At 39.5% G+C, this 17,154-nt stretch carries 13 protein-coding genes and 1 riboswitch; of the genes, 6 read left to right on the top strand and 7 right to left on the bottom strand.

What is annotated here, in order from left to right:
• The first annotated feature begins 92 nt into the window (after nt 1–92).
• Nucleotides 93–740 carry a hypothetical protein gene (locus P0077_RS12700; protein WP_276165608.1) on the top strand — a complete coding sequence of 216 codons (648 nt, stop codon included), beginning with the start codon at nt 93–95 and terminating at the stop codon, nt 738–740.
• 81 nt (nt 741–821) lie between these two features.
• Here P0077_RS12700 and P0077_RS12695 read toward each other — a convergent pair whose 3' ends face one another.
• Nucleotides 822–1,298 (bottom strand): OsmC family protein, encoded by a 477-nt coding sequence (locus P0077_RS12695; protein ID WP_276165607.1) that lies wholly within the window; start codon nt 1,296–1,298, stop codon nt 822–824.
• A gap of 166 nt (nt 1,299–1,464) precedes the next feature.
• On the opposite strand from P0077_RS12695, the gene P0077_RS12690 reads away from it, so the two are divergent.
• Both P0077_RS12690 and P0077_RS12685 read left to right on the top strand, forming a co-directional pair.
• Nucleotides 1,465–2,205, top strand: a complete 741-nt coding sequence (locus P0077_RS12690) for an SDR family oxidoreductase (protein ID WP_276165606.1) — start codon at nt 1,465–1,467, stop codon at nt 2,203–2,205.
• Between the two features lie 155 nt (nt 2,206–2,360).
• Nucleotides 2,361–3,017: a hypothetical protein gene (locus tag P0077_RS12685; RefSeq protein ID WP_276165605.1), complete on the top strand. Its 657-nt coding sequence runs from the start codon at nt 2,361–2,363 to the stop codon at nt 3,015–3,017.
• 21 nt (nt 3,018–3,038) lie between these two features.
• Here P0077_RS12685 and P0077_RS12680 read toward each other — a convergent pair whose 3' ends face one another.
• Together P0077_RS12680 and P0077_RS12675 are read right to left on the bottom strand one after the other, a co-directional pair.
• Nucleotides 3,039–3,803 carry a helix-turn-helix domain-containing protein gene (locus tag P0077_RS12680; protein WP_276165604.1) on the bottom strand — a complete coding sequence of 255 codons (765 nt, stop codon included), beginning with the start codon at nt 3,801–3,803 and terminating at the stop codon, nt 3,039–3,041.
• A gap of 48 nt (nt 3,804–3,851) precedes the next feature.
• Nucleotides 3,852–4,991 (bottom strand): MFS transporter, encoded by a 1,140-nt coding sequence (locus P0077_RS12675; protein ID WP_276165603.1) that lies wholly within the window; start codon nt 4,989–4,991, stop codon nt 3,852–3,854.
• A gap of 173 nt (nt 4,992–5,164) precedes the next feature.
• On the opposite strand from P0077_RS12675, the gene P0077_RS12670 reads away from it, so the two are divergent.
• From P0077_RS12670 to P0077_RS12660, 3 genes are all read left to right on the top strand, one after another.
• Nucleotides 5,165–5,725: a carboxymuconolactone decarboxylase family protein gene (locus P0077_RS12670; protein WP_194526125.1), complete on the top strand. Its 561-nt coding sequence runs from the start codon at nt 5,165–5,167 to the stop codon at nt 5,723–5,725.
• A gap of 311 nt (nt 5,726–6,036) precedes the next feature.
• Complete coding sequence (locus P0077_RS12665) at nt 6,037–8,784, top strand: T9SS type A sorting domain-containing protein (RefSeq protein ID WP_276165602.1); 2,748 nt, start codon at nt 6,037–6,039, stop codon at nt 8,782–8,784.
• The gene (locus P0077_RS12660) at nt 8,781–9,494 is read left to right on the top strand and encodes a hypothetical protein (RefSeq protein WP_276165601.1); all 714 of its coding nucleotides are present in this window, start codon (nt 8,781–8,783) and stop codon (nt 9,492–9,494) included. Before P0077_RS12665 ends, P0077_RS12660 begins: the two co-directional genes overlap by 4 nt.
• Before the next feature lie 63 nt (nt 9,495–9,557).
• On the opposite strand, the gene P0077_RS12655 is transcribed toward P0077_RS12660, so the two are convergent.
• From P0077_RS12655 to metK, 4 genes are all read right to left on the bottom strand, one after another.
• Complete coding sequence (locus P0077_RS12655; RefSeq protein WP_276165600.1) at nt 9,558–10,721, bottom strand: trans-sulfuration enzyme family protein; 1,164 nt, start codon at nt 10,719–10,721, stop codon at nt 9,558–9,560.
• Nucleotides 10,722–10,764: 43 nt separating this feature from the next.
• A complete protein-coding gene (gene thrA / locus P0077_RS12650; protein ID WP_276165599.1) occupies nt 10,765–14,151 on the bottom strand; it encodes a bifunctional aspartate kinase/homoserine dehydrogenase I in 3,387 nt (1,128 codons plus the stop codon).
• Between the two features lie 75 nt (nt 14,152–14,226).
• On the bottom strand, nt 14,227–15,501 hold the full coding sequence (locus P0077_RS12645; protein ID WP_276165598.1) for an O-acetylhomoserine aminocarboxypropyltransferase/cysteine synthase family protein: 1,275 nt from the start codon (nt 15,499–15,501) through the stop codon (nt 14,227–14,229).
• Nucleotides 15,502–15,628: 127 nt separating this feature from the next.
• Nucleotides 15,629–15,740, bottom strand: a riboswitch (SAM riboswitch).
• A 76-nt stretch (nt 15,741–15,816) separates the two neighbouring features.
• Complete coding sequence (gene metK, locus P0077_RS12640; RefSeq protein WP_276165597.1) at nt 15,817–17,073, bottom strand: methionine adenosyltransferase; 1,257 nt, start codon at nt 17,071–17,073, stop codon at nt 15,817–15,819.
• Nucleotides 17,074–17,154 lie beyond the last annotated feature (81 nt).

Here is a 17,154-nt window from a genome sequence, read left to right as displayed (position 1 = left end):
AATATGTTATTCATATAACCCATCAACAACGAATAAAAAAATTTGAATCAATTAATCGTTATATCGCAATAAGTAAATTTAAAATGACCCTCATGAAAACAAAAACTACACTCTCAACATTAGCTTTATTGCTATTTTTTCAATTAGCAATAAACGCACAGAAACTAAATTCTAAAATTGAAAAATCAGTGGTTCAGTTTAGCACAACGTTTGACGAAATTCCAAAAGACAGACAACTATTACTTGACCGGACCGCATCTACAATCTTACAAACGGCTGACAATGCAGGAAAAACGGATGTTGTCTTCATCGACAAAAATAACCAGCAGTCCAGTCAATTGGCTACAGTTTGGTTACAGACAGGAATGGTGTATTATAAACAACAAGATTTATTGAGCATACACTCTGCAGGAACAGCACCGGAAATTAAACCTATATCCGCCCTAGCTTCTTTAGATAACTATGGATTCAAAGTTAGGAATGCTCGCGGGGAAAATCCCATATCGTACAATGTGAAATATGGTTCCGATAGTTGGCTTATATACCCAAAATCATTGGATGCATTGCAACAATCCATAGATAGTAAGGTGAAAGTAATTTTGGAAAAAAACATCACCGAGGGTCATGATGAAAACTCCATAGAATTGATTGTCTCTGAACCTAATGACATTGCCAGAGAAATGCTATATCTAGCCAAGCAGTTGAATAAACTAAAAACTGCTAATGGGGTTACCAAATAAGGGTAAAAAAATATGCTGTAGGACGAATCAAAACAAAATACCCCTTTTTGATTCGTTCCTGCTGTTTTTCTTTATGCAAACTTAATTCTCAAGGCTCAAGCAACTGGCCTTATGCTTTACAACAAAGCTTACCGAATTGGCTATAAAACAAAGCGTGTTTGCCTTTTTATGTAATTCTTGTGCTTTCTCTACCATTTCAGACACCTTTACCGTAACCACTGGATGTAAGGTAACTTCACTAAAACGTCCACCTCCATCTGCGGTTTCTATCATGGTACCAGTAGCGTTATCCTTATAGTCAACGACAATAACGCCAGCTTCGGAACACAAATGCAGGTACCAAAGCATATGACATGAAGACAAAGAGGCTACCAACAGCTCCTCTGGATTATATTTTGTAGCATCACCTCTAAACGCAGGGTCCGAAGACCCTAAAATATCCGGTTTATTTTCAATGGAAATAGCATAGCTGCGTTCAAAATCTCTATAACCGGTGGTACCACTACCCGTGTTTCCGGTCCATTTAAGGTTTGCTTTGTAATGGTGCTCTTTTTTCATCTTGAGATGTATAGTTTTTAGCAACTAACTGCTTATCAAAAGTACTACAGCTCAAATTAACCTAAGTTCAATTTTAAATCCAATTCAGAAAATAACGTATTCTTAACTACAGCTAACAACCAATCTATAATACCTTTGTTCTTTGAGATTCTTATAAATTGGACAGATGAAAAACTTAAACGATAAAGTGGCATTGGTAACTGGGGCATCAAGAGGAATTGGTGCTGAAATTGCAATTCAACTGGCCTCTGCAGGCGCAAAAGTAATCGTGAATTATTCCGGAAGCAAACAAAAAGCGGATGATGTTGTGAACCAGATACAATCCAGTGGAGGTGAAGCTATTGCTCTACAAGCAGATGTTAGCATTACCGAAGACGTAAAAGCCCTTTTTAATAAGTCCATCAGTCATTTTGGAAAGATAGATGTATTGGTCAACAATGCGGGAATCATGACCAACAAACTGATAAAAGATACTACGGATGAGGATTTTGACAAACAATTTAATGTGAACGTAAAAGGCACTTTCAACACTATGAGGGAAGCAGCTACTAGTCTAGCCGATAATGGAAGCGTTATTAACGTGTCATCCACTACTACCCGCCTCATGTTACCAACTTACGCCACATACGTAGGCACCAAAGGTGCTGTAGAACAAATGACCCGGGTATTTTCCAAAGAAATCGGCACAAGGGGTATAAACGTAAATGCCGTATTGCCGGGCCCAACAAATACCGAGCTGTTCACAGAAGGTAAGTCCGACCACCAGATTGAACATTTGGCATCAATGAATGCATTTAACCGTCTAGCCGAACCCATTGATATTGCCAAAGTCATATGCTTTTTAGCCAGTGATGATGCCAAATGGATAAGTGGACAGACTATTGGTGCCAATGGTGCAATGGCATAACTAGTGATTAATTATTTAGCTCCGCTAGAATTCCTTTTGTCCATTTTAATATAGCTTTTTACAACTCAGCCTTCCATTATGACGATTCAGAAATCTAAGCTTCTCAAAATCAAATTATCATCCGATTTTTGATTCATCAACCAAAAATCACTATCATGGAAGAAATAATTACCAATTTAATTTACATTCATGCTTTTCTAGGCGGAATAGGATTGACCACAGGCATAGGTAGTATCATCGTCAAAAAAGGAAGTCCTTTGCATAAGAAGCTGGGTAAATTGTTTTCCATAGGTATGATAGGAAGCTCACTACTTTCTATACCTATTGCCATGATGCCCAACCACGAGAACCTCTTTTTATCGCTAATTGGTGTATTTACAATTTACTTGGTTCTTGTGGGTAACCGTGCCCTAAAATTTAAAAGGAAAACCAGAGCGGATATAACAGATAAAATAATTTCTGGGACTATGTTTTGCCTATCTATGGCCATGCTCGCAACAGGAATATACAATCTTATCAATTCCAGTTCAATAGGCACGTTATATGCCTTCTTTGGAGGGTTTGGCATATTCTTGACCGTTTCCGACTTTAAATTCTACCGTAATCCACAGAAAACAAAAAATGCTTGGCTGGCATCTCATATTGGCAGAATAATGGGAGCCTTGATTGCTTCCATAACCGCATTTATTATTGCAGGATTAAATATAAAGCATTTGATTGCATGGACGCTACCAACCCTGCTCGGAACCATCTATATTATGTATTGGAAGAGAAAAGTTACACCAAAGACTTTAGTGAAACCCAAACTCTAAACAGACCGGAACCCTAGGAGATTAACGATGATTTATCCTAAAGGTTGAAGGACTCTCCCCTACCGTTTTTTTAAAGAATCTAGAAAAACTGCTGAGCGAATCAAAACCTAAAAGAAAAGCTAGTTCTTTTATTGTGAGTTCACTTTTAATAAGTCTGCGTTTGGCTTCTGTAATCTGTCGTTGCTGAATAATCTGCTTTGCCGTCATATTCAACTTTTCCTTTAAAATCTGATTGAGGCGTTTTTCACTAATCCCAATTTGGGTAGCATAGTAAGCTGATGTAGTTTGTGTGAGAAATGTAATTTCCATCATTTCCAGAAATTGAAACAGACGTTTCTGATTAAGGTCTTGTCCAATAAAATCATCATTACGAAACCGGATCAAAGTTAGTAGCAACACCTTCAATACAGTTTTAAGCATGATGTAAGATGAATTGGGATTGTTGTATTCATCAACAACTAGATGCATCACCTTTTGAACTTGCTCAACTTCATTTTGCTTATCTAATTCTAATTGAGGCGATTGGTTAAAACAGGACATAACATCTAGCGCATACTCAATATCGTCTTCTTCTATTAAATCGCGTTCAAAATTGAACAGTATACCATTTTTAGTTCCATAGGCCCTTTCAGAAAATGATTCGTTCAAAGGCTTAAAATGTACAATTAAATTAGTCTCCGACCTGTATTCAACATAAATGCCAAAAGAGTTGACCGACAACATTTCTGTATTTCGGTCAAGCCCCTTGGCAATTTTAATTTTATCGGCCCAAACTTCCTTAGTCATAGATTCTTTATACCTAGACCAAAAGTAGAAAGAATAAAATTGATTTATCTAGGCATCAGATTTCTTAAAGGCAATATACATACCTATAGCTATAAAAAATGCCAAAACCGCTGCAAAACCATAAATCATTGCATAATCATTAGAAACATAATCTATAAAAGTAGATAAGAACTGTCCACCAAAAACACCCATAGAATAAAGTCCCAAATTCTTGCCCAAGTTCTTATTAGAACTTGCTTCGATCATCATATGGTTCAATAACGGAATTGTGAACCCAAATCCTATGCCGATAAAAATAGCGACTAAAATCAAGAATATGATACTGCCCGACATTACTAGGCTGGCATACCCTAAAAGGAAAAATACAAAGCCCAAAGCTATCGTATTACCATCGCCAATTTTCTTTACCACTTTAGGCATTTGACTGGCCGTAATTATGGCAACAACCGAAATGAAAGCCATATAATATCCGGTAACAGATTCACTAAAACCGAAGGTACTTGGCAAATAAATTGGTAAGGTCACGAAACTGACAAAAAACAAGACCATTGCCAATAGCGACGCATAGAAAATAAGCATTACATTATTGTTATTTTCCGTTTTAGCTTCATTAGACTCATCTACTACAGATTCCTTTTTAGTATAATTAGGTAATGTTTTAACCACAAGCAGCAAGCAGATAAGAGCTAATAAATAAATGTAGAACGGATATTGCCAGTGAAACTCACCGAGGACGCCACCAATCGATAAAAACAGCACACCGCCAAGTTCTATGGCCATCCCCTGCCATGCGATAAGTTTCATTCGTTTTTCGCCAGTAAAAAAATCGGCGATAAAAGAAGTTACCGATACTTGAACCGCCACGGTGGCCCCGCCAAGTAAAAACCGATCTACCATTAAAATATAATCATTCTCCAAATAGGCCCCTACGACACCTAATAAGGCATAGGGCAGCAATCCAAAACATAACATTTTAAACGACCCAATTTTAGGCAATAACCGCCCAACCAACGGTGCAAAAACGACTACACCAAGCGAAGGCAAGGTGATAAGCCAACCTGGTGAAAAGTTGAAATTTAAATTCTTTACTAGCCCAGATAATGCGGGCGCTATAACGGTACCTACCATAATGGTCAGACTACTGACCATCAGTAAGGTAAATATTCCAATGTTTGTTATTTTTTTCATGGTGCAAAGTTGCAGCGCTATTTGCACACATGTTTGACCACTTTTCTAAAAAACTATACCAAAATGGAAATGGGCTAAATAATTAAAATTCCGACACTTACCTTTGATATAAATACTATAAACGAAAGCCTTTGCAAGAAAATAAGTGTCTTGCATTACTTAAAGACAACAATATGAAAAATTTTACAAAACACACAATAGAAAGTGCACCTGAAGAATCAAAAGAACTTTTAAAATACGGAGAGAAAAAATACGGAACATTACCTAACCTTTTTAGATACATGGCGGGTGCCCCTGCTTCTTTGGAAGCTTACAATAGTTTATTCAAAATATTTGGAAAGACGACTTTTACCGCGGGTGAACAGCATTTAATTTTGTTATCTGCCAGCGTGGTGAACGAATGTGCCTATTGTACGGCTGCACACACTAGAGCAGCTAAAGCAAACGGAATCAGATCCTCTATTTTAAATGCGGTTCGCAAAGAGAAGCCTGTTGATGATGAAAGGCTGAATGTATTGGTAAACATTACAAAGAAACTAACAGAAACCAGAGGGCACATAGATAAGAACGACTTGGAAACCTTCTACAATGCCGGATTTTCGCCTGAAAATGTTTTGGAAATCATTACGGGTATCGCGTTGAAGACTTTAAGCAACTATATAAATCACGTTACAGAAAATGTAATTAATGAATCATTGGAGCCTTTTGCCGTTGGCAAAGAAATTGAAGATTAAATACCTTTTCATAAAACTTACTACGAAAAAAAAGCTTCCCGAAGGAAGCTTTTTTTTGCGATATACCCAATCATAACTTTTAGGTTCAGTTTAAAAATCACCAAAAAACACCACTATTTTTTAATGATATTTGACAATTCTGCAGTTTTACCTCAATAAACTACTAAAAACGAACTGATCAAACACTTGACAAAATACGCACATTGGTTATAATTAATCATTTGTTGTATCTATTTGATCATTTGCTTTTTGAGACTGTTCGCCATTCATATAGATTTGGTAGAATAACCCAGCTAATCAAAACTAAACCTATGCAAGTATCACTGAAACTGATATGCCTATCATTAGTATTATTTCTAGTTAGTATAAGTTCGTTCTCCAAAGATATCTACGTTGCCAAGAATGGAGATGATACCAATCCGGGAACGCTAGACAGTCCGTATTTGACTATTTCAATGGCAGCCAGTGTAGCTGTTGCGGGTGATGTTGTATTCATAAGAGAAGGCACCTACCAAGAAACCTTAAATCCCGTAAACTCGGGAAGCCCAGGTCAACCCATTATTTTTCAATCTTATCCTGGTGAAAAAGTTGTCATTTCCGCTATGGACACTTTATCCGGTTGGACTCAGGATAGTGGCTCGGTATATAAAATTACAATTCCTTTCCCATCCCTAGGGCAAGAAAATTTCGTCATGAACGATGCTACGGCTTTGGACTTGGCCCGTTGGCCCAACAAAACCGAACCCGACCCTTTTGCTTTGGGAACGATTAGAAATACCGGTGGCAGCAATGGCGATGTCATCAACGGTGCCCATTTATCGGAATCTACAATTCCAGGAATAGATTGGACCGGCGGAGCAGTATGGTTTTATGGGGATAAAAGTGGAAGCGGTTGGTTAGCCTGGAAAAGGCAAATTACCAGTAGTTCTTCCGGTAGGGTCAACTTCAACCTCACGACTACAAATAATGAAACATGGGTCCGAACATTTCATGCCCCGGCAGATTTAGGTGACTTTTACTTAGAAGGCGCAAAGGGTGCTTTAGACTACCAAAACGAGTGGTATTATGAAGAGTCTACTAATACGCTTTATGTGCAACTCCCCAACGGCAGTGCTCCGGAAGATGGTATGGTAAAAATGAGACGCCGTTTGGAAACCATCAATCTTAAAGACAAAAAATATATAGAAATACGTAATCTTGCCGTTTTTGGAGGTAGCATCAATATGGAAGATAGCTCTACTTGGTGGGGCGCCAACCCAAACAGTTTAACTACGAACAACGTACTTTTTGGGGTGACATCCCTTTATGGAAACCACACCCAAGGCATCACGGATAGTTCACGCACCAATAAGGCAAACGTACATGTGCAAGGTTCGAACAACAGAATCGAAAAATGTGAAATAGCCTTCAACGCGGGTGCCGGTTTGGTCGTAAGGGGCAATAATCATCAGATTCTAGACAATTACATTCATGACTGTAACTTTTTAGGATTTTACGATGGCCCGCTAGTGGTTAGAGGCATCAATAATACTTCGGTGAAAAACAATACCGTCTTTAGAGGTGGTAGGGATGCTATTCAATACAACGGGTCCGACAATGAGTTTTCGTATAATGATATCTCACAAAGTAATTTGGTTGCAGATGATTGCGCCCTATTCTATACGGTAGGGCCGCAATACACTACTGAAATTCACCACAACTGGTTTCATGACACGGCATCGGGAGGAACTAAATATAAGGCTGCAGGAATTTATTTGGACAATGATGCCGCAGGGTTTATAGTCCATCATAACGTGGTCTGGAATACCGAGTGGACCAGCGTACAGATCAACTGGAACGGAACGGATATTGACATTTTCAACAATACGCTTTGGAATGGTTCAGAGGTGATGGGAGCATGGCATAAAGAGGGAACATCATTCTCTAACGTTCGGGTTTGGAACAATCTGGGAAGCGATGAAAATTGGGAACCACAGTCGGACAAACAGAATAATCTAGTGGTTTCCCCAAATGTTTTTGTAAATGCGGATAATGCCGATTTCAAGCTAAAATCAGACACCTCACCTATTGATCAAGGCCGCGAAATTTCAGGAATTACCGAAGGCTATATAGGCAACAAACCTGATGTTGGTGCTTATGAAAATGGTGGTGAGCAATGGGTGGCCGGCATCACATGGAAACCCTTATACGGTCCTATTGGCTTAGGTTGCTACGGTCTTCCCGGAGAGGATTGTATCGCTTTTGACCCTAACGACAGTGATAGTGATGGGGTTGCAAATGTTGATGACGACTGCCCTGATACGCCTTTAGGCAGTACCATAAACACCACAGGTTGTAAAGTTTTTAGCCTTCCGGCGGATAATTTTAAGGTGAAAGGAACTAGCGAATCCTGTAGTGCTAACGATGACGGTATTATCTCGATTAGTTCTGCGGATACCTCTCATCAATTTAAAGCAAGTATTTCTGAAACCGGTGAAGAAAAGAATTTCAATTCAGACGTTTTGTTCAATGGTTTAAGCGCCGGCGATTATACCATTTGTATTACTACCTCTTCAGATGCCAGTTATGAGCAATGTTATATAGTTACCATAGACCAGCCGAAAGACCTATCTGTTACCTCTAAGGTAGACGACACAAAAAATCAGGTTACACTCAACCTAAAAGGAAGCATAAACTACAGTATTGACCTGAACGGACAAATAACACATACAGACCAGAGTGAAATTACCCTTGACCTCTCTAAAGGCCAAAATAACATATCCGTTCAGGCAGATAAAAATTGCCAAGGCACATACAATGAAATCATTAGTGTTTTTGAAGGGGTTACCGTTTTTCCGAATAAAGTAGAAGACCAATTGACCGTAGCCTTTTCTGATGACATTGAATCTTTGGTAACCCTAGAAGTAGTATCGGCTACGGGTAAAGTTGTAATGAACAAAACGGAAACAATTTTAAACCGAACCACAACGGTAGACACGGCAAACTTAAGTTCCGGTCTGTATTTCCTGAACATAACCGCATCTAACATAAACTCCCAAGCTAAAATCATCAAGCAATGATAGCCAACCGATATCTCAGATTAAGCCTTTTTTTTCTATGCCCGATTCTTTATAGCTGTAGCAGTAGTGATGGTGATAATGGAGGAAATGAGACTCCCCAAGATATTCTTCCGCCAAAAGCTTCTGTTTTAGTTTTGCCCGATAAAGGTGAAGAATGCAATCAAGGGGATATAATCTCCGCTACGCAGAGCCGGGTAACCTTTGAATGGGAGACCTCCGAAAACACGGACAGCTATATTTTGGTTCTCAAAAATCTAAAAACGAACGAAACCACAGAAAATGAAGCTCCCAACAATTCTTTGGCTTTATCTATATTAAGAAATACCCCCTATTCCTGGAGCATTATTTCAAAATCAAGTGGAACAGCATCTACAGCCACCAGTGAAACTTGGATGTTTTATAATGCCGGAGAAGGCACTGAAAGCTACGCACCCTTTCCCGCGGAGGCCGTAAACCCGACAATGGGTGCGACCGTAGCTTCTCCTACAACACTACATTGGCTAGGCAGCGATGTGGATAACGATATTGTTTCATACGAATTGTATTTAGGCACCAACAATCCGCCAACAAAATTACTTGAAACCACGGCTGACACTAGTTTAGAAAATACAGCGCTGAGTGGAAATACGGTGTACTTCTGGAGAGTAAAAACAATTGATGCCAAAGGTTCCAGCTCTCAATCTCCTGTTTTTGAGTTTAAAACGGAGTGATTTTAATGTATAAAAAAACCAGCGCATAGACGCTGGTTTTGAAATTGTAATTATCATCTTATCTTAACCCAAAGCCTGAGAAATATCGGCAATGATGTCATCTATATGCTCCAAGCCTACAGAAACGCGTACCATACCGTCCGTAACACCGGTTTCCGCTCTTTCTTCCGGCGAAAGTTTGCTATGTGTTGTTGATGCCGGGTGCGTGACAATACTGCGTGCATCGCCCAAATTCGCAGAAAGGGACAGTAACTGTATGGAATCAAAGAATTTTTGACCTGCTTCTACTCCACCTTTTACTTCAAAAGCTACTACGCAGCCACCCGCTTTCATCTGTTTTTTGGCGATTTCATATTTAGGATGCGATTTCAAATGCGGGTATTTAACCCAATTCACCTTTTCATGTCCTTCAAGAAATTCCGCCAACTTTAAAGCATTATCACAATGACGGTCTACCCGAACAGCAAGTGTCTCTAGACTCTTTGAAAGCACCCAAGCATTAAAAGGTGATAATGCAGGCCCCGTAATTCTAGAAAAGCGATATACTTTATCTATCAACTCATTTGAGCCCACCGTAATACCTGCAAGTACCCTACCTTGCCCGTCCATCAGTTTTGTTCCTGAGTGGATGACCAAATCGGCTCCAAATTTTATTGGCTGTTGCAAATAAGGCGTAGCGAAACAGTTATCGATTACCAAAATCAAATTATGTCTTTTGGCAATCTTTCCCAAAGCCTCTAGATCCAATACATCAACCCCTGGATTTGTTGGAGATTCTGCATATATTATTTTAGTCTTTGGCGTAATCAACTCCTCAAGCTTGTCTAGCTCATCAATCTTAAAATAGGTATGATCAATATTCCATTTTGGGAAGAAATTGGTGAACAGCGAGTGTGTAGAACCAAAGATGCTACGTGCAGATAATACATGGTCCCCACTATCTAATAATGCAGCCAATGTAGAAAACACAGCGGCCATCCCGGATGCAAATGCGAATCCGTTTTCGGCACCTTCCATTTGGCACACCTTTTCGATAAACTCAGAAGAATTGGGATTGGAATAACGCGAGTAAATATTTCGGTCTTTCTCTTCCGCAAACGACGCCCGCATATCTTCGGCATCTTCAAACACAAAACTAGAGGTCACGTACATAGGTACGGAGTGCTCTAAATTTTTAGTGCGTTCCAACTGCGTTCGGATGGCGTTTGTCTCAAATTTCTTTTCCATGTTCTTATAAATTGATGAAAGCTAACTTTCTCTTTTGCTTTGTTTATCCTTTTTCGGCTATACGGAGAATATCTCCAAAAACACCACGTGCCGTAACCGCTGCTCCGGCTCCGGCACCCTGAATTACCAATGGGTTTTCTCCATAGGATTCAGTATATATTTCTATTATTGAATCCGAACCTTTTACCTGCCCTAAAGCACTTTCTTTAGGTACAGAAACCAATTTTACATCTAGAATTCCTTTTTCCTCTTGAAGGTTACCGTGCAAATCGCCCACATATCTGAGTACATGACCAGGTTCTTGGTTCTTTTTTATTTCGTTGAATTTGGCATCTACCACATCAAGGTTGTCCAGAAAGTGGTTTACATCTCCATCTCTTAATTGCTTCGGAATTAAGTTTTCGATATTTATATCGTCAAACTCATTGCTCAAATCAAGCTCTCGTGCCAAAATCAGTAACTTACGCCCAACATCGTTTCCTGAAAGGTCTTCACGAGGGTCTGGCTCCGTAAAGCCACTTTTCATTGCGGCCCTTAATATGTTCGAAAACGGCTCTTCGCTTTCTGAAAAAGTATTGAAAATATAACTTAACGAACCGGAGAAGACCCCTTTTATTCCTGTTATATTTTCCCCTGAAAGATGCAACAACCGAATAGTATCAATTAACGGCAAACCAGCTCCTACATTGGTTTCGTATAAGTATTGTTTTTGATGTTTATCCAGTTCTTCACGTAACAGTTGATAGTAATCAAACCCAAGGGTGTTCGCTATTTTGTTTGACGAAACGATATCAAAACCGTTCTCTACAAACTCAAAATAGTGGGCCACAAAATCTTTATTTGCGGTATTATCAACCACGATAAGATTTTCTAAATGGTGCTCTTTTGTGTAAGCAATGACATCTTCAATTTGATACGGAACACCTTTTTTCTCAACAGCGGATTTCCAGTTTTTAGGAACCCCTTTTTTGTTCAAAAGTATCTTTCTAGAATTGGCTACGCCAAATACGTTCAAGTCGATTCCCTTTCGTTTCTGAATGGTTTTGTTCGACTTTAAAATTTGGTCAATGAGTGTTCCTCCTACATTTCCATGACCAAAAATAACCAAGTTTACTTTTTTGCTGATACCGAAAATCTGACCGTGCATCACGTTCAACGCTTTGCTTAAATCCGACTTTTTCAACACAAGACTTACGTTCTTGCCAGATACCGTATTATTGAAAAGTAAAGGCGCAATCTGATTTTTTATCAACGAGTTGTACGGCCTATGGAACGTACTCAAATCCTGCCCAACAATGGAGATAACGGAAACCTCATCAAGCACCGTAATCATATTAATGTCCTTGGACTCATAATCACTTTCAAACTCCCTATCCAAAGCTCGTTTTGCATCTAGGGCCCGGTCTGCATTTACCACCAAACCGATACCACGCTCCGAAGAACCTTGCGAAATAATACTTACACTGATATTGCTCTTTTGCAATGCGCTAAAAATACGGGCATCAACACCAACTTTACCTAAAAGCCCCCTACCCTCAACATTGATCAAAGAAACATTTTCAATAACCGATAGTGATTTTATACCACCTTCTTCGGTCTTGGCACTGATCAGCGTACCTTCATTATCGTTGTTGAATGTGTTTAAAATACGAAGGGGAATATTCTTTTCTATTAATGGGATGATCGTCTTAGCGTGTAAAATTGTTGCTCCAAAATTCGCCAGTTCATTCGCCTCACCATAGGAAAGGTGCGATATCCTTTTCGCATCGGAAACCAAATCCGGGTTGGCCGTGTAAACCCCATCTACGTGGGTAAAATTCTGAAGCTCTTCCGCATTTAGAAAATTAGCGAACAATGCAGCAGAATAATTACTACCGTTTCTACCCAAGGTGGTGGTTTCACCATTTTCATCAGAAGCTATAAACCCAGTAATAATCGGCACCGCATCTGTATCTAACTTAGCGAATCTGCGCAGCACATTTTCTTTTGACAAAGCCTCGTTCACGGAAGCATCCCCAAAATTAGAGTCGGTTTTTATCAGCTCCCTAGAATCGAGCATCACAGCATTGATACCTTTTCCGATAAGCAGCTTGGTGACCAGTTTTACAGAAATGAGTTCACCAAAAGACAACAGCTGGTCTTTAATTTTAAGGCTATAATCCCCTAAAAGGGAAACCCCTTCCAGCAACTTTGCCAAATCTTTAAATTCCTGCGAAAGATTGACATTCTTAAACGTATGCTTTTGATATTTCTCGAAAGCCTCAAAGTCTTTATAGTAGTTTTCCCCCTTGGCTGCTTTCTCCAAAATGGCCTCTAACTGGTCCGTAGCCTTTGCACGGGCAGACAAAACAACGGCAATGTTTTCTCCTTCTTCCACCTTATCAGAAACAATATTCAGAACACGTTCCAACCCTTCGCCATTGGCGAGAGATTTTCCACCGAACTTTAAAACCTTAGCGTGTTTTGACTTTCCGTTTCTACTGAAAACAGGTTCCAGAAGTCTTTCCATTTGGTCAAATTCAATTAAAAAAGCATCGTGACCATGCAGGGAATGTACCTCTCCGTACGTTACGTTTCCGTTCGCCTGTGCCAAACGTTTAAAAGTCTCTTTATTTTCCTTTGCCGTAAAGAACAAATCAGAGTCTACACCTATAATATGAATATTCGCATCACTATTTTGTAGGTCTACGAAATTCTGCTCACCATTTCTCATAACGTCAATGGTCTTGAGCAACTGGTTCATTAATTTATAGGCCGAAAGCTGAAAACGTTCTTGTAATTTTTCACCATGGTGCATTAACCAACTCTCCACGTTAAAAACCTGAAGTTCCTCATTGGTACTTCGCTTAAAACGGTCCTTGAACGATTCCGGCGTACGGTAACACAACATGGCATGCATGCGGGCATCGTGAACCGGCTGCTTACTGTTCACCAAAAATTGCTCCTGAATCTGGCAGTTACCGATCAACCAATCCGTAGATTTCCAGTCTGACGCCACAGGAATTAAATGCTCAGTAATCTTTGGGTTGAGTGCCGCCATTTCCCAAGCGATACCTCCTCCTAAAGAACCTCCTAAAAGAGCGAACAATTTACTGATTTCAAGTTGCTGAAGACCCAATAAGAAAATTCTAGCGATGTCTCCCGCTACAAAATCCTTATAATTATCGATTATGAATTTATCGTATCCGTTACCCGGAATATTAAACGATAAAATCGTGTATTTTTTGGTATCTATACACTTGCCTTCTCCAATAAGTGCGGACCACCAGCCGTCATCTCCCGTAACATTTGAGTTACCGGTTAAGGCATGGTTTACCTGAACTATGGGTGCCGTGTGCAATTCTTGACCGAACAATTGATAAGACAGCTCAATATCTTGAGTCACCCCACTGATCGTGGTATAGTTTGCTAATTTCAAATGATGTAGCATACGATATATGTTAGACCCGACCCTTGGTTAAAAGGGTCAGATCTTATTAATTTCTAAAAGAAAATTTTATATTGATTAAAGCGCTGAGAATGCGTTTTCCAAATCGGCCTTTAAGTCTTCAATATCTTCCAGACCAACTGACAAACGAATTAAGTCTTGACCTACACCCGCTCCTGCCAATTGCTCCTCATTTAACTGTTGGTGCGTAGTACTAGCTGGGTGAATGATCAATGACTTGGTATCGCCAATGTTGGCCAATAGAGAGAACACTTTAGTAGCATCGGTAAATTTCTTGGCAGCCTCAAAACCACCTTTAATTCCAAATGTTACCAATCCACTTTGACCTTTTGGCAAATATTCTTGTGCAAGATCATAGTATTTACTGCTCTTAAGTCCTGGATAATTTACCCACTCCACTTCATCTCTACCTTCTAACCAAGTAGCCAGTTCCAGTGCATTTTCACTATGTTGTTTGATACGAACATTTAAAGTCTCCAAACCTTGAATAATTTGAAAAGCATTAAACGGACTTAAAGCACCTCCAAAATCACGCAATCCTTCTAAAATTAATTTAAAAGTGAAAGCAGCGGCTCCTAAAGCTTCGCTATATACCAACCCGTGGTAGCCTGCGGAAGGCTCAGTAAATTCAGGGAATTTTCCGTTGGTCCAATCAAAAGTTCCGGCATCAATGATAGCTCCCCCTAAAGACGTACCTTGACCACCAATATATTTAGTAAGCGAATGAATAACCAAGTTGGCTCCGTGCTCAATAGGGTTTAAAAGTGCTGGCGAAGCTACCGTATTATCAACGATAAAAGGAACTTGGGCAGCTTTCGCCTGTTTTGAAATCGCTTTTAAATCAAGTACATCTAATTTTGGGTTACCCAATGATTCTACAAAGAAAGCCCTTGTATTGTCCTGAACCGCCTTGCCAAAACTTTCCGGATCGGAAGCATCAACAAAAGTGGTAGTGATTCCTAACCTTGGTAGGGTAACGTTCAATAAGTTGAAGGTACCACCGTATAAACTACTAGAAGCAACGATATGGTCTCCCGCTTTTAAAAGGGTCATTAACCCCGTAGAAATAGCCGAAGTTCCCGAAGCAAAAACAACTGCGCCTACTCCACCTTCAACTGCAGCTAAACGCTCTTGAAGAATTTGATTGGTAGGGTTGTTCAGTCGGGTGTATATAAAACCGAGTTCAGCAAGTGAAAATAAGTTTGCCGCATGATCCGTATCATTAAAAACATACGAGGAAGTTTGATAAATGGGCACGGCACGTGTACCTCCAGTCTGAGTTGTGTCATGTCCGGCATGCAATGCGTTGGTTGAGAATTTTTGATCACTCATAATTTCTGATTTTTAATTGTTATTTAAAATAATTAAAAGCCCGACCAACCTCAGCCATATATGTTATGGCAAGGTGTAATATCTAAAAAGTTATAAGAAAGTATAAGATTAGTATGAGTAATCTGTTTTGTTATCTGTCCCTGTATAAAAGGGATAGAATGTAGCACCTTCTCTGCACAAGTGGCAAAGGGTTGCTAAGGTTTCAAAGGGTCTATTCCCTCCACCTTTCTTGATAACTATTCAATACGTGTTTGAACTTTTGGAATTACAAATATATGGTCGGCGAATTTAAATTCACCAACATTTTTGAAAAATTTACAAATTAAACGCTTTTTTAACCTCGCCTACCTTATCCAACTTTTCCCAAGTGAACAATTCCACTTCTTTTTCGATACGACCGTTGTAGGGAGATTCAAAAACCTTAGTTACTATTTTAGGTTCTTTACCCATATGGCCATAAGCGGCAGATTCTAAATAAATAGGGTTTCGCAACTTTAACCGCTCTTCAATAGCATGTGGGCGCATATCAAAAAGCTCTTTGGTTTTGATGGCAATTTCACCGTCAGTCAAATCTACATTAGATGTACCGTAAGTATCTACAAAAATAGAGGTAGGTTCAACAACACCAATAGCGTAGCTCACTTGCACTAAAATCTCATCAGCGACACCTGCTGCTACTAAATTCTTTGCAATATGGCGTGCAGCGTAAGCCGCACTTCTGTCTACCTTACTCGGGTCTTTTCCGCTAAAGGCACCACCACCGTGCGCTCCTTTTCCGCCGTAGGTATCTACAATAATTTTTCTTCCTGTAAGTCCTGCATCTCCATGAGGACCACCAATTACGAATTTTCCGGTTGGGTTAATATGATATTTAATCTGATCATCAAAAAGAGCTTGTGTTGACTCCGGAAGCTGGGCTACCACCCTTGGTATCAAAATTTCTACCAAATCTTTTTTGATTTTGGCCAGCATCTTTTCATCATCAGTATTAAAAGCATCATGCTGCGTAGAGATCACGATAGTATCTATACGCTGAGGAACGTTGTCATCTGAATATTCTATGGTTACCTGAGACTTGGCATCTGGTCGTAGGTAATCAATAATCTTACCTTCGCGACGTAGTTCCGCTAAATTCTGCAATATTTTATGCGAAATATCAAGTGCAAGCGGCATGTAGTTTTCCGTCTCTTTCGTAGCATAACCGAACATCATACCTTGATCACCGGCACCTTGCTGCTCCTTTTCTCCACGGTCTACACCTTGACTAATATCTTGAGACTGTTCGTGAATTAGAGAAATAACTCCACAAGAATCACCACTAAATTGATATTCACCTTTGGTATAGCCAATTTTGTTAATGACTTCCCTAGCTATATTTTGAACATCTAAATAGGTATTGCTCTTAACCTCACCGGCCAATACAACCTGCCCTGTGGTCACCATGGTTTCACAAGCAACTTTACTTTCTGGGTCAAAAGCCAAAAAATTATCCAACAAGGCGTCACTAATTTGATCGGCAACTTTATCTGGGTGTCCTTCGCTTACGGATTCGGAAGTAAATAAATATGGCATAACAAACTTTTATTTTTTGTAAAAGGATTTGAAGATATGCCGAAAAGAAGATGATGTGAATAGTGCAACATCAACTGCTTT

This window comes from Zobellia alginiliquefaciens, from assembly GCF_029323795.1.
In the GTDB taxonomy this organism is placed as follows: Bacteria; Bacteroidota; Bacteroidia; order Flavobacteriales; family Flavobacteriaceae; genus Zobellia; species Zobellia alginiliquefaciens.
This window is presented reverse-complemented; position numbering and strand designations above follow the sequence as displayed.